Genomic DNA, 18,479 nt, shown 5'->3' on the forward strand with positions numbered 1-18,479 from the left:
TCGGTGATAGCGGACTATGCGGGTCTAACGTCTGGCTTAATTTGTGTTTATCGAATCTGGATGAAGAGGCAACTGCCATCTCCATTGGAGCTGCTTAAGAAAACCAGCCAAGGTTTGAGTCGTTTCGTAAAACTGAATCGCGATATCTTTCTGCGCTCGCTTTGTCTGCAAGCGACTTTCACTTTTATGACCTTCCAAGGTGCAAGTTTTGGTGATGATGTGGTGGCGGCTAATGCGGTATTGATGAGCTTCTTGATGATCATTTCTTATGGGATGGATGGTTTTGCTTATGCAATGGAAGCTATGGTCGGAAAGGCGATTGGCGCGAAAGATAAAGAAGAGTTAAATCAGTCTTTGATTGGCACTTTCTTCTGGAGCTTCAATATTTGTTTGGTACTGACCATAGCGTTCGCGATTGCTGGGTCTAGTTTGATTAATATGATTACTACAATTCCAGAGGTTAAGAGTCAGGCTGAGGTGTATCTGCCATGGCTGATTGCGATGCCGCTCGTTTCTATGTGGTGCTTCTTGCTAGACGGTATTTTCGTGGGCGCTACCAAAGGCAAAGATATGCGTAACAGTATGTTTGTGGCTACCTGCAGTTTCTTTGCGATTTTCTACTTAGCATCAGGTTTAGAGAACCATGCGCTGTGGCTAGCAATGTTGAGCTTTATGGCCATGCGCGGCATTGGTCTTGGTGTTCTATTTATCTCTCAGTGGAAGAAAGGGGAGTTTCTCGCTTAGCTTAGAAAGATTCGATAGATTAGATAGATTAGATAGATTAGTTCAGGGAGCGAAAAAGAGAAGCTGTGCAGGTAAAGTAGCATTTGGAACATCATGATCTAATTCCTAGCATGACTATATAATTCAGTAGTTTAAATAAAACCAGCAAGCTCATGGCTTGCTGTTTATGTATTTGGCCTACAGGTGATCAAATAGTCCTGTTGGTTCTTTTTTTAGAACAAACGGTTAAGTCCGTTCAGCGCTGCGACGCGATACGCTTCGGCCATTGTTGGATAGTTGAAGGTCGTATTCACAAAGTACTCGATGGTATTGGCTTCGCCTTTCTGTTCCATGATTGCCTGACCGATGTGGATGATCTCAGCAGCACGCTCACCAAACACGTGGATACCTAAAATCTCTTTAGTTTCACGATGGAAAAGTATCTTCAAGCTACCAATATCTTTACCTGCGATTTGAGCACGAGCTAAGTGCTTGAATGAAGATCGTCCCACTTCATAAGGTACTTTAGCTGCGGTAAGCTCTTGTTCTGTTTTACCGACAGAGCTGATCTCAGGAATGGTATAGATACCTGTTGGGATGTCTTCGATAAGGTGTCGTTCTGCTTCACCTTTCACCACGGCTTGGGCTACGAATCGACCTTGATCATAAGCAGCACTTGCTAGGCTAGGATAACCAATCACATCACCAACAGCGTAAACATGTTCAACACTGGTTTGGTAGTTGCTGTTGACTGATACTTGTCCTCGAGAGTCCGCTTCTAAGCCAACGGCACCAAGATTCAGCTTGTCAGTATTACCCGTTCGGCCATTGGCATACAGTAGACAGTCGGCACGCATTTTCTTACCTGACTCTAGGTGAATGATTACGCCGTCATCAGTGCCTTCAATTTTCTCAAAGGTTTCATCGTTACGAATAACAACGCCGCTGTTCCAGAAGTGGTAAGACAGAGCATCCGAAGTTTCATTGTCTAAGAATGACAACAGGCGATCGCGAGTATTAATAAGATCGGTTTTAACGCCTAAACCACGGAAGATTGAAGCGTATTCACAACCAATAACGCCAGCACCATAGATGATGATGTGTTGAGGGTCGTGTTTAAGAGAAAGGATCGAGTCGCTGTCGTAGATACGTTCATGCAGAAAGTCGACGTTGTCTGGCTGATAAGGGCGAGAACCTGTTGCGATAACAAATTTGTCTGCACTGTAATGTTCTTCAGTACCATCGCTCTGCATGACAGAGATAGTGTTAGTATCGATAAAACGCGCAGTACCAAACACCAATGTGCACTGGTTACGGTCGTAGAAGCCTTGACGCAATCGAGTCTGTTTGTCGATGACTGATTTAGCATGACCCAGAATGTTGGAGAAGGTTGAGTGAATGCTTTTATTGTTCTGACAAAACAGCGGGTTGCTATTGAATTCAATGATGCGGCTTACTGCATGACGCAGTGCTTTTGAAGGAATCGTTCCCCAGTGGGTGCAACCACCACCAACGCTGCTCTCTTTTTCAATGATTGCAACGTTCAACCCGGCTTTGGTTAATCCCATCGCTGCCCCTTCTCCTCCGGGGCCACTACCAATTACGATTACATCAAAGTGGTTGGAGTGCGGCATAGATATCTTCCTTGTTATATTTGATTAACATTGCTTTAGCGAGATTTTAACTGATTCTGTTCTTGGGTACATGAAAAGGGCATCAGAGAGTCGGTGGGATCACGCAGTGTTATCGAAAAAATAATATTTGGTATGTTGTATGTCTCCAAATGACAGTGTGGATATTGAAATTTTTTCTTCGAACGTATTTACTTCGGTACGTGAACAAAGAGGTGTGTTTAGTGTCTTATATAACCAGAGTGCCTTATATAAATATGTGATTCGCGTTATATTGAGCAGAGTATTAGGCATGCCTGTTTTGGCTGTAAAAGAAGAGTTTGATAAAGTATGAAACCAATGGGCATTCGCGCGCAGCAAAAAGAAAAAACTCGTCGGAGCTTAATCGACGCAGCATTTAGCCAGCTCAGTGCCGATCGTAGCTTTTCCAATCTAAGCTTGAGAGAAGTTGCTCGTGAGGCTGGAATAGCGCCGACTTCCTTTTATCGTCATTTCAAAGACATGGATGAGCTTGGCTTAACCATGGTTGATGAAGGTGGCTTACTGTTGCGTCAGCTAATGCGTCAAGCTAGGCAACGCATAGTAAAAGAAGGCAGTGTGATTCGTACCTCGGTTGAAACCTTTATGGAATTCATTGAAAGCAGCCCAAACGTATTCAGACTGTTATTGCGAGAGCGCTCAGGAACCTCTTTTGAGTTTCGTGCTGCGGTAGCTCGTGAGATACAGCACTTCTCTGCTGAGTTAACCGAATATTTGATAACGACTGGCATGACACGAGATGAAGCTTTTACTCAAGCTGAAGCCTCCGTCATTTTGGTCTTCAACTCAGGGGCAGAAGCATTAGATTTAGATCGACGTCAGCGAGATGAATTGGCTGATCGCTTGATCATGCAATTGCGAATGATGGCCAAAGGTGCTTTTTGGTATCGTAAAGAACGTGAACGTAACCGATTAAAAGGCGGGATTGAATAATGTCGAATGAAAATAATACTGTAAACCGTGGTTCTGAAAGAAAGACACTCGTACTTGCTGTTGTTGCAGGTGTGTGTGGTGATGCACTGTTATCTTGGGTAACAATGAGCGAAGTGGGCTTCTCTATTTTCCCATTGATTGCTTTAGTTTTGGCTGTACAAGCGCTTTACCAAGAATACCTAACTAATCCAGTATCTGAAGATATTCCATTAGTGGGTTTAGCTTGTTTCTTTGTAGGTGCATTTGGCCATTCGGCTTTTGTGAAAGCACAACACCCTGATGCAGGATCAAACTTCTTTGCGATTATTGTCGCGATGCTGCTACTCGCTTGGGTAGGTAAGAAGCTAGGCTTTATCGGTAAAACCGCTTAAACCAACGTCAACGTATAAATAAAAAAACGAGCCAATTGGCTCGTTTTTTTGTATCTGCTGTTTAGCTTCGACTTCGACCTAGATAGCGAGACTTACGCTTTACGCTCTAGGAATACACCGGCTTCCATGTGGTGCGTAAATCGATGTTATAATCTCAGGATGTCTCGTGAAATCCGTACTTGCTACTTATCTTGCTGTTTATATTGAGTTATTTTGTGTTTGTTGTCTCGGGAGGTCTTTAGGCGTACAATTAAAACTCACCTTTCCCCGTACCCCACGCCGTACCCAGAGCCGTACCCAGAAATGTAGAGGTTTCTTGTCATGACGAAGAGAATAAGCACGAATGCAACGTTGCAGTCGTTGAAGCCACAGGAAAAAGAATACTTACTTCCAGATAAAAAAATTGAAGGGTTAAACGTTCGTGTTCGACCAACGGGAACTATGACTTGGGTTTTTCGTTTCCAGATAGGAAAAAAGCACGAAAAAATATCGATGGGACGCTATGTAAAGTCGAAACCTGAAACAGGTATGACACTTGAACAAGCTCGAAAAGAAGCTGGGCGCTACCGGAGTTGGCTTGAAAATAACAAAAATCCCAAACAGGAACTGGCACGAGAACAGCGTGAGAAAGAAGAAGCAAAAACTTTTGATGACGCCTTTATGAGCTTTGACGAAAAGCGTTTATCTAAGCAGCTACGAGGTGAGCAGTCGAGGATAATTTATGCACGAGATATCAAACCATTTATCGGAGACATAAAGTTAGAAGAGCTGAGAATGATGGACCTTAATAAAGTCTTTGATGCAAAAGTTGATGCAAATGGGAAAAGGAAAGCAGGAGCTATTGGTGCATGCCATAAAATCATAAATCAGGTTATCAACCATGCGTTAGCTTTGAATATGATTGGTGTTCACCCAGCACCACATTTGAAATCAAAAGATGTAGGTGGTGGCTCCAAGATCACAAAACGTAATTTGAGTTTTTCAGAACTAAAGGTCTTACTCATTGATTTACCTAATTGGCGTACAGAACCCGCTAACATTCGTTTAATGCATTTTTTGTTAGGGTGTGGGCAACGTATTAGTGCAGTACTTGAAATGCGCTGGAGTGAGATTGATTTGGAGGAAATGGTATGGCTATTACCTGCCAGTTCCGAAGACCGTCATACGAAGAGCTTAGAGAGCCGTAAGGTTCCATTGAGTAATTATTTAGTGGACCTTCTAAAAGAGCAGCGCGAGAACGTATCAATTAGATGGAAGTTGGTTTGGCCTCAGTTAACCGTCGATAAAGTTCAAGAGCCAGCTGCTGTACGAGCATTGATAAAGCGCAATCTGCCTGAGAGTTTTGAACGCTTTTCTCCACATGACTTACGTCGAACTTTTATAAGTCGTTGCAGTGAGATGGGGTTAGATATTGTAGCGATAGAGAAGACCGTTGGACACCAGCTGCCGGGTATGTTGAAGGTTTATAATCATCATGATTATCTTGATGAACAATTAATAGTTCTGCAAGCATGGGGTGAGAAGTTACAGACCCTAACGGTGACTAATGTATTGCCACTATCAACGACAAAATCGGCTTAGATACTGTACACAACCTCTAATTTGCTAGTACATATTTCGGAGTATTCTACTCAGTCACTTCTGGATACGAGCGATCGCAATCACACGAATGCGACATAGGCCGAGTATCTCACACACGTGCGCATTCAGTTATTCATTCACTTTTCTTTAGATGTAAAAAAAGACGCCCCAAGGCGTCTTTCTCTATGAGCTGGCGTCATCTGAATTAAGCTATTATCTATTTGTTTTTATACTGTTTATTATTGGTTTGATAAATTAAATACTGCTAATGGTACTGCTAATTGTTAGGGCTGGGCTAGAACTTCATAGGCTCAGTGAACATATTTTTTATTTCCGCTTTGGATTGTAATTCTCGTACTTCTTCTTGGACTAATTTAAACTCTTCAGTAAGTAGTGCAATCTCACGACTCTGTGCTGAAAGAGAGGATATCTCTTGCTCGCTGACTTCTATTTGAGTATTTCTATCGACTTGATCTTGAGTAAGCTGCTTATTTTTCTCTTTTAATGAAACCACTTCAGACTCTAACTCCCGAATTTTTTTATTTGCTTCGTGTAATTCCTTTCGTAAACAGCTTGTTTCTGTCTCGTATGACACGGAACTGTTTTGTTTCTCAAGTTTATGTACTTCAAACATTGACTGGGTTGGGGTTAGCGCATTTACAATGTGTTCAAGGGCATTTTTCTGACTTTGATTTCGCTTTTTTGCTATCGCTTGTAACTTCATACCAAACTCAGTACTAAGCTCAAAACTATATTGTACCTTTCCTTTTTCTTTTTGTTTTTCTCTACGAAGTTTTTTCCCCCAGGCTCCTTGTAATAGTTGCCATATTTCACGTCCTTCGGCGCTGTTTTCACACTCCCCAAAAAAAAATTGGAATTGTTTTTTATCTGAAATCCCCCTTTCTACATCGAATAGTGGGTAGTAATACTTTTCAACGATAGGGTGCGTTTTACTTTTTGCAAGGTATGTACTTAACCACTTTCTATGTGACTGATTTTTGAAGTTGAAGCCCTCTAGTGGACGTATAGTTTTCTTTGTCATGTTGTTTTTGTATCTATTAGTTTTCTCAATTCTACTTTAGTTACTTATAGTGACTACGTCTGTGGACTACGTCCCAGGATCTAGGTCTGATTTTCCGTATAATACACACCAAAATGCATGTTAAATTATTTTGGAGCATCGTTTCATGATTGTAAGTTGGACTATAAAAGGTACAGAAAAAGTCTCTTCTGAAGCGAGAATGTTGCTTTTGCTTATGTATCTTGAGGCAGATTCGAATAATACTTACAAGATGCCTATATTACATATGGTCCAAAAGTATAAAGCTCCAGAGCGTCTCATTAGGCGCAGTATTCGCTTATTAATTGAAGTGAAAGCTATCCACGTTATTGCTGAAAAAGTAGTGAATGGAAAGCGAGGTAGACCTGTTACAGCCTATCAACTTACTGGTATTGATTTTGATGACCTAGATAATCAATTTATACAGCTTCCCAAGTATGCCAAGAGAAGGGTAAATCATCTTTGGTATGGAGAGTTAATAGCAAAGGAGTTAACACTATCGAATCGTTTGATGCTTCTTTGTCTTTTGAGTAAAGCTAAAGTGTCTGGAGTTGTTGATAGTATAAGTCTCGCAGACCTTTGTAGTTTTATGGGGTGCTCTGAGCGCAAAGCTCAAGCAATGATTAGCAAGCTTAGAAAGCATGGTTATATCAAAGGATATGTAGCAGGTCTGAATCACTCGATCTTAAAGAAACAGAAATCACTAATTTTTATCGAACTAAAGAAGGTTGATGTCGCTCTTTTAGATTGCGAACAGATCGTCAATTTCCATGAACTAAGGTCATTCACTCCAAACAATCCTGTTTATAACCTCTCGGTACTCGCTGTTTTTAAACTGTTGGCAAGCATAAGCTGCAAAAAGGAATTTGCAGAACATATGGATTTTTTTGTAGAAAATACAATTGTTGAGCTTATGAACTCTGAACGGAGAGTTTGTGTTGATATTGAATGGTATGAGGAGCTTATACATGAGAGTTTTATGTGGGAAGAGCTAAACCTGACACACGGAACAACTAATAAATTAATTGAATACTTGACTTACCGTGCCTTGGAGTTTGCACGGACAATCAGTACATTGGAGATTACTGATGGGAGGAGCTTTGCAATTGGGGTGAATAGAAAAAATCAGAGGTGTCTTCTCAAGTTTGATTCCAGTTTTTTATCAGAGTAACAATTGCAAGTTTATACCTAAGATCATCCCTTACTATGCAAAGGAACCTTACTAAAGGTCGGGGGCGAAAAACTGTCGGTAATAATATTATTACCTTTAATCTTATCTAATTAATTACAACAACCTATCTACCTATTGAGAACACTAACCAATAGGAATGATAGAAATGAACAACCATCTTGGACATGCAGAAATACTCACCATTGATGATATGGACTTACCGGTATACACCAAGAAAGGGCCTCTAATACCTTCCTGCCTTTTAGCTATCAAAAGCACTTTTGGTAGGGCTCTAGATCAATACCCTCGAACGTTGCTACTTCGTATGGATTTGAGATACCCCCAAGGCTTTTCAAGTGAGAAAGTATCAAGTAAGCAAATCACAAAATTTCAAGAATCCTTCAAAGCGATTATGTGTGCTTACCTAGAACGTAAAAGTCATAATCGTCACTCTAAGCCTCGATTTATTTGGTGCAAAGAAATGGTAACTTCAGAGAACCCACACTATCACGTTGCTGTGTTACTAAACGGTGACGTTTTTAAAGGAATGGGGCCCTACGATGATGTTACAGGAGAATACGTTTCAGGGATGATTGCTAAAGCTTGGGCAAGTGCAATTGGTCTTTCGGTTGAACAAGTAAGTAGTGCGGTTCATTTCGCTGAGAACGGCACGTGTGAAATAAATAAGAGATGCGATAAAGAGAGCTATGAGAATCAATACGCTCAGGCTTTTTACCGTGTTAGTTATTTTGCTAAAAAAGAAAGCAAATTACCTGGGAACGGGAGGAGCTTCGGTTACAGTCGTTATTGAGTTAAAAAAAAGAAAGGCCCCTGTGGCCTTTCAGTTGTTTAATCCGCATTAAAGCGGTAACTCCCATCACTAGAGTGAATATCTATTTGTAGGACTCTACAGGGTGTTGTAGTGACATAACCAGTAGACTCTCCGTACTTCAAATCCACTTCGGGATAAGGAAGCCATTTCACACCACCAGACTTGCTATTATTGGATGGCTTTTTGTAATCAGGGTTACTCATGTTCTTGAGTAACTCTTCAGATTGACTGTACTTATTCTTGTTGACGGTAATCTTTGGTGTTTCAGGTCTAGCGACTTCACAGTTACCTCGGTTGACTTCGATACCGAAGACAGTTGAGTAGTCAAAGAGGGACGTTACATATATTTTCGTCTTTGGTCCCCATCGGGTGTTGATGTCTTTGTATTCGACTTTGTAGCCCTCAGCAGATGCAGTAAAGGTCATAAGCAGTGTTAGTGCTGCGGTAAATACAATAGGTTTCATGAGAGATATCCTTTATTTATTATTCAATGAGTTGATACTAAAAGATGGCTACGACAACTTGTGTCGAAGAGAGTGTTGGTTTGTGAGGTTGGGCTGTATGAGACTACCTACCAGCCGAAGATGTAACGCAAGCCACCTAGGCCGGCTCCTAGCGCGCCTCCTATGACTTTCCCAATGTGTTGGCCTGTAGTGCCAAAGATGCTTCCTATCTCCTCCCCATACTCTGCACCTTTAGTTGTCGTATCGAAGATGGCTTCCCATAAGCTAAAACTGGTTTTGTTGTTGTAATCACTGGCATCGTTGTCTTCCCAATTTTCATGTCGAGGGGAAAGCGTACGATTCGCCAGTATGAGCCGTTTATTTTTTGGTAGGCGTTCAACAATCAGATACAACAGCTTGGAGAGGTTATAGGGACGTTGTTTGGTTGTACCATCACAGTGACCAGCGACGTAGTAAATCGGTTTTAAATAAACCCCTGTAGCGCGTAGTACACGGCGATGAATGGAGTTCACCATGGCTTCTAGGTGAGCTTTTGCAGCGGAAGTTGGCGTATTACTTTCATGGTCCCACGCTTGGTTCCCTTTCAAAGCATTGTCTGCTTGATTAATGGCAATCATTAGACGGTGCTGAGCTTCTTTTCCTAGTGCAGGAATAAGTACGTCGTTGATTAAAGTGGTGGGTGTCCCTAAGTCACGTGAACCCCCATCAAGAACGACAAGGACTAAGTCGATCACAAAACGTTTTTGGTCATCTTTGGCTGTCAATGTCTTTTCTAGTAAGCGAGCGTGTTGCTCATCTTCTTCGACTCCATCTCCTAAGCCCGGACTGTCCCAAAGAATTAGGTTGTTCAAGCGGTACTGACTGATTCCTTGGGTGTGTGGCTCACAGCTTGTACCTACTTCTGCAATCGCCATGTCGAAAAGGGCATTTATCGTAGAACTTTTTCCAGCTCCAGTAGCTCCCGTGATCAGGATATTGAGTTCTGTGGTTTTCATTTGTTCAAGATTATCGAGTAGCTTAGTTCGCGTTTGTTCATTAAGCGGTGCTTGACGTATCTCGCTTTCAAGTGTGGTGAATAGGTCGTGATGTTCAGGCATAGGTGCTCCTTGGTTAGAGTCCGGAAAATTTACAACTAGCTCTCTCCTTATGACGAGTAATTCATGAGGAAAGAAAAATGAGACTAATTCGATTAAAAGAAGTGTTAGATATGACTGGGTTGAGCCGTGCACACATGTACAAACTCATGGCAGATGAAAAGTTTCCTAAATCAGTATCGTTGGGGTTACGCAGCGTGGCTTGGGTCGAGAGTGAACTTCAAGATTGGATTTTGGAAAGAGTAGCAGAGCGAGATGAAGGTTAGATTTACTGACAGATAGAAAGTAATAATGGTTCAAGACAGTTCTGGTGAGCCAGCTGCCTCTTTAGTTATATTCCATACATCACTACCAAAGCCAAGTAACCATCGATCTAGCTGAAGTGAATCAATCACCGTTGCTGTGAATTGATATCCTCCATCGATTAACTTCACACTTTGCTTCGTCGATAACGGTGTTTCTAATAAGTGATAACCACTTTCTTGTCTGATACAAAACGACAGCTCTATCTCTTCTCCTTCTCCAAAGTAAAAGCGTCCATCTAAATCATATTGCTCTAGATTGAAGTTGTTTGGGTACGCAAAATCAAACGTAGAGATACTAGCTTTTTGGATTCGATGTAATGCCAGAGAGCGTTCGTTGGTGTGACCATGGAAGCGGCACACCAGATACAGACGACTACCTTGTTGTGCTAGACCCAATGGCATTACCTCTTTAGTTTTACGCTCAAGGTTAGCATTCGTATAACAAAGAGATAGGTAACGATTGTGGAAGAGAGCGTAACTCACCTTTTCAAAAATCTCATTATCGAGATTAGGGGGAAGAAATGGGACCCCCTCACTAACAAAGCGCACTTTCTTCAACCATTGGCGTTCCTTAAGGTTGCTGGTGGTTGGGAAAAGGTGTTGCTTCGCATCATTAAAAATACTGTCGAGCGTTTTCATTAAATTGACAGGAAGAAGGTAGCGTAGATAGTTTTCAGCTAGGCTCAGCAATACAGCCTCTTGTGGGCCGTACGAGAGTAAGTTTTGTGAGCGGCGACTGTAACCAAAAGGCTTATCGCGCGTATCGACATCAACATCATCAAAAAACTGAGCGATATCAGTGAGGTTGCGCTGAATGGTTCGCTCCGACCTGACAATACCCACTTCATTTAGCTGTTGTTGAATTTCCTTTGCAGTGATCTTGCGACTGTTAGGAATGCGCTTATAAATCTCAAGAACTAACTGTATGTAATGTTGAGAGCGATTAACTTTAGTATCGTCCATAGATGGCTTTATATTTAAGCGCACATCTCTTTACTCAGATGATTAAAGAGTAAAGACAATGAGCTAACGAATTGATTGGAGAGAGTTTACGAGTCGCTGCGCTGACTTATGTCGCAGCGTTTTACGGGGAAGTAAATGAATAAAGAAGCGGGCGCGGTAAACTCACCGCGCCCCTAATATAACTAGCGGTGGCGACTCACTAGACTTTGAATCTCGTCATCACCATATCCGCGACTTTTAAGTTCTTGACGAGCTGCTCCTATCGCCCATGTACCACCTGAGCGCTTTGCAATAGTACGAGCTAGCTGATCATCACTCTTACGAGCAGAGTCTGCCTGTGCTTCTTTCATGTCTCCGTACGTGTCAGAAGCCACTTTAGCTCCTGCCTGTGCGCCTGCTTTTGCAAGCTTTCCAACGTTGTCCCAAAATCCCATTTGATGATCCTTCTTATTAAGTGTTGAGTGCTAATGCATATTACAAAGTGCTACGTTAACTTATGTCGCATTAGCTAAGGTTTGGTATTAAAAGTGAGTTTGTTAACCAGTATCCTGAAGTCTGACTAGAGGACTTACGATGCAAGATACCCAGCACCAAAGACATTTCAGTGATCACTCGTTTTGGAGGAAGCTCAAACGCTACGCCAAGAAAGCTGGTCGTGATGTGATTGAAACGGCTTTGACTCTTTATTACTGTGCGAAAGATAGCGATACACCGCGTTGGGCTAAGACTGCTATCCTGAGTGCGTTGGGCTACTTTGTTTTCCCTATTGATGCGATACCCGATGTGTTGATGGGGGTGGGCTACAGTGATGATATTAGTGTCTTGATGGCTGCGTTAGCTTCTGTTGGGGCCCATGTAAAACAAGAGCACAAGGAAGAAGCAAAGCAACAGGTGGAAGTGTGGTTAGATAGGTAGGGGTTAATGAGTGATTGCTATTTCGTCATAGCATTCCGCTTCAACGTAGTGCAGGAAATTGTGCTCCCACATTTTATATAGCTCATCAATCCCTTCAGAGCGGATGCTTTGCCACCCTGTCGCCACGGTAAAGGCGACCTGATTACCAAAATCAAAATCTATACAGCGCTCTAATTCTGGGTAGTGATTCCCCATAAAGGCAAAGTCGGTGATGTAAAGAATGTTCAGCATATTGTTTTCTATTTTCAAGCCAATTTCTACAGGGTGGTATCCTCCTTCTTCAGCGCTGTAGCTCCTATCTCGAAAATTAATAGAAAGCGTTTCACTGTTGGGCGTTGTAGCTTCTATGGAGGTTTGGAGTTGCTTATTGATTAATGCATGGAGCTTGTCAGAGACAGGCAGTAGGGAAGGTGTGAAGTGCAAAATAGACATGATGATTCTCCTTTAAAGATAGCGGTATAAATTAGTTAGTGGTTTGTTCATCGAATGTGCGGATCATTGACAATTGAACATCATCAAAGAGGTACTGAGTAATGTGACGGCTTAGGGCCTTAAGCCAAGTATCAAGTAACTCTCTTACTTGTGGATCTTCCAGACTTGCTACTCTAGTGTCGGGTTGATAACACCATAGGTTGAATAGATGGAAGTAGAGCTCCGGCTCCATCTCTTTGGGTTTATTTTCTGAATAAGAAAAGCTAGTCAAACAGATAATCTGCCAGTCTTCATTAATAGATGTGCGGCGAAATTGAATCTCAATAGGATGAAGCCCTTGTCCGGTTTTGTAGTAACGTCTTTGTCTACAATTCAGAACAATACGTTGAGCTTGGGGAGGTATAGAGTAACGCTGGAATATCGAAAGTAATGCTTGATGGAAACAATCAATTAGTTCCACATTACCAGATGTTTTCTGAATCATAGTAGCCCCCTTTCTGCAAAGGAAACTGCACTATCACCAATAACGATATGATCGAGAACGCGAATATCCACCAGCGCCAAAGCATCTTTAAGCCTTTGAGTGATTCTTTTATCTGCTTGTGAAGGTGTTGCATCACCGGAAGGGTGATTGTGAGCAAAGATGACTGCTGCGGCATTTGTCTTTAATGCGGCTTTTACTACTTCTCTAGGGTAGACACTGGCAGAGTCAATGGTGCCAAAGAAAAGTTCTTCAAATGAAATCAAGTGATGTTGGTTGTCGAGAAACATTACCGCAAAGACTTCTCTTTCATAGGCTTTTAATTTGCAAGAAAGGTAGGTTTTAGTTAGTTCTGGATTGCAATATTGATCGCCTCGGAGGCCCCGTGCAGCAAGGATTTCTGCGGCTGCGTCGAGCACCCTGTCAGCGGTGACAGGACCATCAAAATAGTAGTTGTTATCGTGCATGAAACACTCCTTAGAATGAGTTGGGTAGTAGGTGCACGAAGATGATATATATCTGAAATTGTTTTGATTGTTATGATCGAGTATGGAGATATCTGGGAGAGTAGCTTGGAGCTCATGCCTTACAGCTGGTACTACTTAATCCAGAAGCGTTCCTATTATCAGTCTCGATCTGAATTTAAGCATGGTAGGTTAGGGTTGGTTAAAACCATCAAGTAATGACGATGGGTTTTGTATCGGTGAAGTTCCACTTAGGGTGAAGTGAATGTTCGATAGCATGGCTCATGTTGAGCAAAAAACTTGAATCTAGCGTGACGCTATCAGCTAGGCACCTAGTCGAGCCCAGCTGATCGTTACTTTGCAATCTGAGTATATCCTCACCAGTAACCCTTTAAGCGAGAAGAGGGGTTAAGCTTGGCACTATCGGTAGAGTAAGAATAGCCTTGATACTATTTACAAGCTCTCATGCAAACCAAACTCACGCGCGGTTAGCTGGTTTAATTTCTTGCTGAAATTACCTCTATTGATACCTAACATCCTCGCTGCCTTCGACTGATTGCCACGAGTATGAGTTATCAATTCAGTAAATAATATTTCAATCACCGCCGGAGTAACCCAAGACATGTCAGGGTTAGCTGATTTTGTATCAAACCATGTTGGTGTTAGCTCTGCTCGGATAAGCTTTTTTAAATGGTCTTTATTGATAGGGGATGTTTGATCATTCATATAAGCTTGGCGCTCGTTAAGAGACAATATTAATTCAGCAAATTTATCATAAAACGGCCTCAAAATCCGCTGATTACAAATGTTAATGTTGGTTTGATTTTGTTTAGTAGGCCAGGTTCATTAAACACAAGGCTCATTGAGAGCTTGCGAAAATGATAAATGCCCCATTCCGCGTTAACGTAATTACTCTGTTAAAGATCGAGCTACTGGAATTTCAATACTTTTTCTCATGGCAAGCTGTCGACGTGGAATTGCCAGTTGGTGATGTTGTAGTAGAGAATATGCTCCGGTTTGATCCAATATGAAAAATAACATTCGACGATGCTTTACACGTTTAACCCTCTAAGTCTACTCAAGCCCCCACAAATCAACTATTTGCACAAAATCTAATATACACCTCACTAATATATTGATTAAAAGGGCATAATTACACCTATTATTTTATATAATAAAACCAAAATTAACGTCATGGTTAAACGCCATCGAAAACAATTGTAATAGGTATCTGATGCGTTTCTTAACTTGTTTTTCTTTAACTTGTTCTATTTTTTTGTCAGCACAGAGTTTTGCTGAAGAGCTGAAAATTTTCACTTGGGAAGACTATATCTCTGACACTCTGATAGAAGAATTTGAAGAACAGTACGGTCATACTGTATCTCAGGTTTATTTTGAAAATGAAATGTTACGTGATGCTGTGGTGTATTCAGGTAAAGCCCTAGCCTATGATTTGTTTATCATTGATGGGCTAACCATTGGTGAACTGGGCAGAGCAGGGATTTTAGGAGATTTGTCTAATACTTTGAAGGAAGGTAATTCAAACTTTACTGAGGTATCTCGCAGAGCTTGCGGGGCTAATGGAGTTCCGTATGCTAACGGTACCATGGGGGTCGCATTTCGGTCTTCAAAAGTCACCGAAGGTATAACCTCTTGGATGGACGTTTTCGACTACGCATTAAAATACCCTCAAACTGTTGTGATTCCTGATGACGATGTAGATACCATTGCAATCGCATTATTGGCGTTAGGGTTCGATCCTATGACCGAAAATGAAGTCGAATTGGCACAAGCGTACAAACTGTTGATGAAGGTTCGTGAACAGCTATTAGTAATAAGAGCGGCTATTGGCTACGCCCTAGATAAAAAATCTGGCTCTAAAATGGAAGTTGCCGTTATCTATTCAGGAGAAAAAGAACAAATAGCGTCGTATACAGAGCAAGATGATTGGATCTATACCATTCCTCAAGAAGGTACTTTGATGTGGCATGAATGCTTTAGTGTCCATAAAGACAGGCCTATTAGCAAAGCGTCGATAGAGTTCCTTAACTTTATTAACACACCAGAGAGATCGGCATTAAATGCTGAAGAAATGTGGTTCGCAAGTTCGAACAGACACGTATTAGATCTCGCAACTGATAACTATCTGCTAGATGAAGAGTTGTTCCCAACGGGATTAGACAGCGGTTCATCGTTTACCTATAAGACACTAAGCAAAGAAGCTTCAGACCTGAGAAGCCAAATACTCTTTGTTATTCATAACCCAAGATATAAAACCAACAAATGAAACTGTCGCTAAAGATCAATTATATTCTACTTCCTGTTATGGTAGTAATCTTCTCCATCGCTGGAGTTTTTTCGTACACCAGTCAAAAAATGCAACTGAACTCGTCGCTATCGGAACAATTACAAAGTGAACTTACTCATATCTCTCATGACCTTAATGAAGCGCTTAGAGAGCTCGATTTTTCGATTAGAATGAGTCTAGAGAACTACTATATTCAAAAGTATCTTCTTGAAATATATGATGACACCGCTCAGTACTACACGGAGAAAGAACTGGCGGGGTATATTAATCAATTAAAGCTCAATCACGGTATGATCGAGAGCTTTGCTTTAGTGGATCTTAATGGCGAAGAACTTATCTACTTTAATACGTCGGACCCATTTGCAAAATACTCTGCTGATACGGTTGTGACAGATCACCTTGCTGCGATTCAACAAGCATTAGACTCGAAAGGTGTAGCTCGCGTTAATGCCTCTACCTACAAACTGAACGAAGGTGTTGAAGGCCCTGAATTTTTAGTTGTAAAGACATTTACACCCGAACAGAGTTTTACTGTCTCAACCTTTTCTTATGGGCAGACATTACTTACTGCAGTGGTTCGCTCAAAAATAAGGCACTACAATAAATTTCAAGAGTCCGTGAAAAGTAGGCTTGGTCCTGACGCTCAACTGATACTTAGACCTAATGCTACCTCGTACTCGCTGGGGAATGAAGAACAGATAAAAGATATTACCCTGCCAGACTATGAATTGGGTTTTCAGCTAATACATGACTTATGGTCTATCAAAATTTGCCTGGCTCAAATACACCTCAATGAATTGTATAAACCCTTTCAACTTCTTTACGCTGTTATTGTTTTGTCAGTAACGGCTGTCACTTTCTTACTACTAAAGTGGCTTATCGTAAAGCAAATCATTAAGCCAGTGGAGAGACTCACTAAGAACGTGGAGTCCGTAAATCATGATGACTTAGTCTATATAGAGCGTTCCAAAAGTAACGACGAAGTCTCCATCCTTACCAATAAGTACATAAACTTGATCACTGAGCTCGATGATCTGGCAAAAAGAGACTCTTTGACGGGCTTACCAAATAGGAAAAAATTCAATCTAGATATCACACGCATAATGGATAACTGCACTAAAACAGATAAAAAGTGCGCTGTTATCTACTTTGATATTGATAACTTTAAACACGTGAATGACAAATACGGGCATCATGTTGGAGACCATTTATTCGTAGTATTTGCAGAGCGCCTCGTTGATAGCTTTGTTGATTTTGAGTGGGAAAATCTAACTATCTCTGAGTTTGAGTTCGCCAGACTATCTGGTGATGAGTTTGCCATTATCGTTGGTGGATTGGACGACTTAGATATACTTACCCAATTTTCCCATCGAATTCTCTCTCTCTTTGAGGACGGCTTCGAAGTGGATGGTACTCAATTTGATATTGGGGTCAGTGTCGGTATTTCCGTTTACCCTGATGATGCTAAATCTGTCACCGCACTGGTTAACAATGCTGATTCAGCAATGTATGCCTGCAAAAATGTCGCGGGAATAAACCATTATCAATTCTACTCAAGAGAGATGGATCGAGAAATAAAGCGTCATACTCAAATTAATGAAGACTTGAAAGAGGCGATTAAATCTAACGAGTTCTATCTAACCTATATGCCTGTTTATGATATCGAAAAAGGTAAGATTAAAGGTGCAGAAGTTCTAATACGAACAAGTCACGTGGCTCTACTCTCCTACGGGCCAGCGGATTTTATACCAGTAGCAGAATCGTCAGGATTAATTAAACATATTGATTATTGGGTTTTTGAAAATGCTCTGCAGAGACTGTCCGTCTGGATAGAAGAGCTGAATTTTGATGGCACATTAGCGATTAATTTCTCATCTTGGCAGCTCTCTAATTCCGACTTTGTCAATGTACTTTCTGGGTTACTGACGCGCTATGAGATTCCAGCACACATGGTTGAAATGGAAATCACCGAAACCTGCTTTATACCCGGAGATGAACAGAATATTGAGAGACTTAAGGCGTTGAAACAACTCGGAGTGAAGGTTTCTCTTGACGATTTTGGTACCGGCTATACGGCCTTTAGCCAACTGATAAATTATCCTATCGATACGCTTAAGATCGACCGTATGTTTGTCAACGCAATTGACTCTGAATCAACAGACAAACAGCTTATTGAAGTAATCATTGAAATGGCCAAAATTTATGATCTCAATATCATTGCAGAAGGCGTAGAAACAGTGAGTCAATTAGATTACGTTCGAAATAAAGGATGTCAGGAAGTACAAGGGTTCTTACTATCTAAGCCCTTAAAAGAAGATGATTTTATCGCAGCATGGAAGAGAGGGAGTTTGCCTGAGTACAATTAAAGAGCTGACACCATAAAATAAGGCTGGTTCTGAGTTTTGAAATAACACATCGCTTTGTCTGCCCTACTGATAGGTGGAGACAGATCTTGATAGTAATGAAGTCAGTTACCTGTACTGTTAGGCATGGATAACGACAAAGTCACTTGGTGATCACAGTCCTACTAGCCGATATTTGGACAAGTTATTACCCCAAAGATTAATAGAGTAATGACTCTTACTGTTGAGTTTGTAATACTTGTAGTCATGGTGAAGTGCGGAACAACGATACTTAGAAATTCAAGTGATGGCATAAAGATCGCGTAAAACCCATAACTTAATCTTGCCATACATCGTATGAAACCAGAGA

The 18,479-nt window shown here is 41.3% G+C and carries 21 protein-coding genes; 11 read left to right on the plus strand and 10 right to left on the minus strand.

Going from position 1 to position 18,479, the window contains the following annotated elements; genetic code table 11:
* On the plus strand, positions 1 to 744 hold a 744-nt coding region (locus tag H5300_RS19505; RefSeq protein WP_259397802.1), incomplete at its 5' end, for an MATE family efflux transporter.
* A gap of 212 nt (positions 745 to 956) precedes the next feature.
* Here the strand turns inward: H5300_RS19505 and sthA are convergent.
* Positions 957 to 2,357: a Si-specific NAD(P)(+) transhydrogenase gene (gene sthA, locus H5300_RS19510; RefSeq protein ID WP_004736699.1), complete on the minus strand. Its 1,401-nt coding sequence runs from the start codon at positions 2,355 to 2,357 to the stop codon at positions 957 to 959.
* Positions 2,358 to 2,496: 139 nt separating this feature from the next.
* On the opposite strand from sthA, the gene H5300_RS19515 reads away from it, so the two are divergent.
* The 4 genes from H5300_RS19515 to H5300_RS19530 all read left to right on the plus strand — a co-directional run bounded on the left by H5300_RS19515 (position 2,497) and on the right by H5300_RS19530 (position 5,278).
* A complete protein-coding gene (locus H5300_RS19515; RefSeq protein ID WP_182796642.1) occupies positions 2,497 to 2,688 on the plus strand; it encodes a pyridine nucleotide transhydrogenase in 192 nt (63 codons plus the stop codon).
* Complete coding sequence (fabR, locus tag H5300_RS19520; RefSeq protein WP_004736697.1) at positions 2,685 to 3,326, plus strand: HTH-type transcriptional repressor FabR; 642 nt, start codon at positions 2,685 to 2,687, stop codon at positions 3,324 to 3,326. The genes H5300_RS19515 and fabR overlap by 4 nt, the downstream gene beginning before the upstream one ends.
* Positions 3,326 to 3,697 (plus strand): YijD family membrane protein, encoded by a 372-nt coding sequence (locus H5300_RS19525; RefSeq protein WP_004736696.1) that lies wholly within the window; start codon positions 3,326 to 3,328, stop codon positions 3,695 to 3,697. Before fabR ends, H5300_RS19525 begins: the two co-directional genes overlap by 1 nt.
* Before the next feature lie 321 nt (positions 3,698 to 4,018).
* Positions 4,019 to 5,278 (plus strand): site-specific integrase, encoded by a 1,260-nt coding sequence (locus H5300_RS19530; protein WP_182796643.1) that lies wholly within the window; start codon positions 4,019 to 4,021, stop codon positions 5,276 to 5,278.
* Between the two features lie 295 nt (positions 5,279 to 5,573).
* Here H5300_RS19530 and H5300_RS19535 read toward each other — a convergent pair whose 3' ends face one another.
* Positions 5,574 to 6,320: a hypothetical protein gene (locus tag H5300_RS19535; RefSeq protein WP_102386578.1), complete on the minus strand. Its 747-nt coding sequence runs from the start codon at positions 6,318 to 6,320 to the stop codon at positions 5,574 to 5,576.
* Positions 6,321 to 6,465: 145 nt separating this feature from the next.
* Here H5300_RS19535 and H5300_RS19540 point away from each other — a divergent pair, with 145 nt between their 5' ends.
* Together H5300_RS19540 and H5300_RS19545 are read left to right on the plus strand one after the other, a co-directional pair.
* Positions 6,466 to 7,509: an Lrp/AsnC family transcriptional regulator gene (locus H5300_RS19540; RefSeq protein ID WP_182796644.1), complete on the plus strand. Its 1,044-nt coding sequence runs from the start codon at positions 6,466 to 6,468 to the stop codon at positions 7,507 to 7,509.
* Between the two features lie 166 nt (positions 7,510 to 7,675).
* The gene (locus H5300_RS19545) at positions 7,676 to 8,320 is read left to right on the plus strand and encodes an inovirus Gp2 family protein (RefSeq protein WP_182796645.1); all 645 of its coding nucleotides are present in this window, start codon (positions 7,676 to 7,678) and stop codon (positions 8,318 to 8,320) included.
* A gap of 38 nt (positions 8,321 to 8,358) precedes the next feature.
* Here H5300_RS19545 and H5300_RS19550 read toward each other — a convergent pair whose 3' ends face one another.
* Together H5300_RS19550 and H5300_RS19555 are read right to left on the minus strand one after the other, a co-directional pair.
* Positions 8,359 to 8,805: a hypothetical protein gene (locus H5300_RS19550; protein ID WP_182796646.1), complete on the minus strand. Its 447-nt coding sequence runs from the start codon at positions 8,803 to 8,805 to the stop codon at positions 8,359 to 8,361.
* Between the two features lie 107 nt (positions 8,806 to 8,912).
* Positions 8,913 to 9,902, minus strand: a complete 990-nt coding sequence (locus H5300_RS19555) for a GTPase family protein (RefSeq protein ID WP_182796647.1) — start codon at positions 9,900 to 9,902, stop codon at positions 8,913 to 8,915.
* A 77-nt stretch (positions 9,903 to 9,979) separates the two neighbouring features.
* Between H5300_RS19555 and H5300_RS19560 the strand changes: the two genes are divergently transcribed.
* Complete coding sequence (locus H5300_RS19560) at positions 9,980 to 10,165, plus strand: AlpA family transcriptional regulator (protein ID WP_017084877.1); 186 nt, start codon at positions 9,980 to 9,982, stop codon at positions 10,163 to 10,165.
* Between the two features lie 30 nt (positions 10,166 to 10,195).
* Here H5300_RS19560 and H5300_RS19565 read toward each other — a convergent pair whose 3' ends face one another.
* A complete protein-coding gene (locus tag H5300_RS19565; protein WP_182796648.1) occupies positions 10,196 to 11,167 on the minus strand; it encodes a YafY family protein in 972 nt (323 codons plus the stop codon).
* 182 nt (positions 11,168 to 11,349) lie between these two features.
* Positions 11,350 to 11,601 (minus strand): hypothetical protein, encoded by a 252-nt coding sequence (locus H5300_RS19570; RefSeq protein ID WP_017084879.1) that lies wholly within the window; start codon positions 11,599 to 11,601, stop codon positions 11,350 to 11,352.
* 139 nt (positions 11,602 to 11,740) lie between these two features.
* Here H5300_RS19570 and H5300_RS19575 point away from each other — a divergent pair, with 139 nt between their 5' ends.
* Positions 11,741 to 12,082 carry a YkvA family protein gene (locus H5300_RS19575; protein WP_182796649.1) on the plus strand — a complete coding sequence of 114 codons (342 nt, stop codon included), beginning with the start codon at positions 11,741 to 11,743 and terminating at the stop codon, positions 12,080 to 12,082.
* Between the two features lie 3 nt (positions 12,083 to 12,085).
* On the opposite strand, the gene H5300_RS19580 is transcribed toward H5300_RS19575, so the two are convergent.
* The 4 genes from H5300_RS19580 to H5300_RS19595 all read right to left on the minus strand — a co-directional run bounded on the left by H5300_RS19580 (position 12,086) and on the right by H5300_RS19595 (position 14,185).
* A complete protein-coding gene (locus H5300_RS19580; RefSeq protein ID WP_182796650.1) occupies positions 12,086 to 12,514 on the minus strand; it encodes a DUF2787 domain-containing protein in 429 nt (142 codons plus the stop codon).
* Positions 12,515 to 12,545: 31 nt separating this feature from the next.
* On the minus strand, positions 12,546 to 12,998 hold the full coding sequence (locus H5300_RS19585; protein ID WP_182796651.1) for a DUF2787 family protein: 453 nt from the start codon (positions 12,996 to 12,998) through the stop codon (positions 12,546 to 12,548).
* Positions 12,995 to 13,462 carry a DNA repair protein RadC gene (gene radC, locus H5300_RS19590; protein ID WP_017084882.1) on the minus strand — a complete coding sequence of 156 codons (468 nt, stop codon included), beginning with the start codon at positions 13,460 to 13,462 and terminating at the stop codon, positions 12,995 to 12,997. Before radC ends, H5300_RS19585 begins: the two co-directional genes overlap by 4 nt.
* A gap of 450 nt (positions 13,463 to 13,912) precedes the next feature.
* Positions 13,913 to 14,185: a helix-turn-helix domain-containing protein gene (locus tag H5300_RS19595; RefSeq protein WP_017084883.1), complete on the minus strand. Its 273-nt coding sequence runs from the start codon at positions 14,183 to 14,185 to the stop codon at positions 13,913 to 13,915.
* 508 nt (positions 14,186 to 14,693) lie between these two features.
* Between H5300_RS19595 and H5300_RS19600 the strand changes: the two genes are divergently transcribed.
* Positions 14,694 to 15,746, plus strand: coding sequence for a spermidine/putrescine ABC transporter substrate-binding protein (locus H5300_RS19600; RefSeq protein ID WP_182796652.1), 1,053 nt, complete (start codon positions 14,694 to 14,696; stop codon positions 15,744 to 15,746).
* Positions 15,743 to 18,133 (plus strand): bifunctional diguanylate cyclase/phosphodiesterase, encoded by a 2,391-nt coding sequence (locus H5300_RS19605; protein ID WP_182796653.1) that lies wholly within the window; start codon positions 15,743 to 15,745, stop codon positions 18,131 to 18,133. Before H5300_RS19600 ends, H5300_RS19605 begins: the two co-directional genes overlap by 4 nt.
* Positions 18,134 to 18,479: the final 346 nt, after the last annotated feature.

The organism is Vibrio sp. SG41-7, from assembly GCF_014164465.1.
GTDB classification, from domain to species: domain Bacteria; phylum Pseudomonadota; class Gammaproteobacteria; order Enterobacterales; family Vibrionaceae; genus Vibrio; species Vibrio splendidus.

Coding starts and splice junctions, on each gene's coding strand:
- sthA (WP_004736699.1), bottom strand. CDS start 2,357: ATGCCGCACTCCAACCACTTTGATGTAATCGTAATTGGTAGTGGCCCC.
- H5300_RS19515 (WP_182796642.1), top strand. CDS start 2,497: ATGTCTCCAAATGACAGTGTGGATATTGAAATTTTTTCTTCGAACGTA.
- fabR (WP_004736697.1), top strand. CDS start 2,685: ATGAAACCAATGGGCATTCGCGCGCAGCAAAAAGAAAAAACTCGTCGG.
- H5300_RS19525 (WP_004736696.1), top strand. CDS start 3,326: ATGTCGAATGAAAATAATACTGTAAACCGTGGTTCTGAAAGAAAGACA.
- H5300_RS19530 (WP_182796643.1), top strand. CDS start 4,019: ATGACGAAGAGAATAAGCACGAATGCAACGTTGCAGTCGTTGAAGCCA.
- H5300_RS19535 (WP_102386578.1), bottom strand. CDS start 6,320: ATGACAAAGAAAACTATACGTCCACTAGAGGGCTTCAACTTCAAAAAT.
- H5300_RS19540 (WP_182796644.1), top strand. CDS start 6,466: ATGATTGTAAGTTGGACTATAAAAGGTACAGAAAAAGTCTCTTCTGAA.
- H5300_RS19545 (WP_182796645.1), top strand. CDS start 7,676: ATGAACAACCATCTTGGACATGCAGAAATACTCACCATTGATGATATG.
- H5300_RS19550 (WP_182796646.1), bottom strand. CDS start 8,805: ATGAAACCTATTGTATTTACCGCAGCACTAACACTGCTTATGACCTTT.
- H5300_RS19555 (WP_182796647.1), bottom strand. CDS start 9,902: ATGCCTGAACATCACGACCTATTCACCACACTTGAAAGCGAGATACGT.
- H5300_RS19560 (WP_017084877.1), top strand. CDS start 9,980: ATGAGACTAATTCGATTAAAAGAAGTGTTAGATATGACTGGGTTGAGC.
- H5300_RS19565 (WP_182796648.1), bottom strand. CDS start 11,167: ATGGACGATACTAAAGTTAATCGCTCTCAACATTACATACAGTTAGTT.
- H5300_RS19570 (WP_017084879.1), bottom strand. CDS start 11,601: ATGGGATTTTGGGACAACGTTGGAAAGCTTGCAAAAGCAGGCGCACAG.
- H5300_RS19575 (WP_182796649.1), top strand. CDS start 11,741: ATGCAAGATACCCAGCACCAAAGACATTTCAGTGATCACTCGTTTTGG.
- H5300_RS19580 (WP_182796650.1), bottom strand. CDS start 12,514: ATGTCTATTTTGCACTTCACACCTTCCCTACTGCCTGTCTCTGACAAG.
- H5300_RS19585 (WP_182796651.1), bottom strand. CDS start 12,998: ATGATTCAGAAAACATCTGGTAATGTGGAACTAATTGATTGTTTCCAT.
- radC (WP_017084882.1), bottom strand. CDS start 13,462: ATGCACGATAACAACTACTATTTTGATGGTCCTGTCACCGCTGACAGG.
- H5300_RS19595 (WP_017084883.1), bottom strand. CDS start 14,185: ATGAATGATCAAACATCCCCTATCAATAAAGACCATTTAAAAAAGCTT.
- H5300_RS19600 (WP_182796652.1), top strand. CDS start 14,694: ATGCGTTTCTTAACTTGTTTTTCTTTAACTTGTTCTATTTTTTTGTCA.
- H5300_RS19605 (WP_182796653.1), top strand. CDS start 15,743: ATGAAACTGTCGCTAAAGATCAATTATATTCTACTTCCTGTTATGGTA.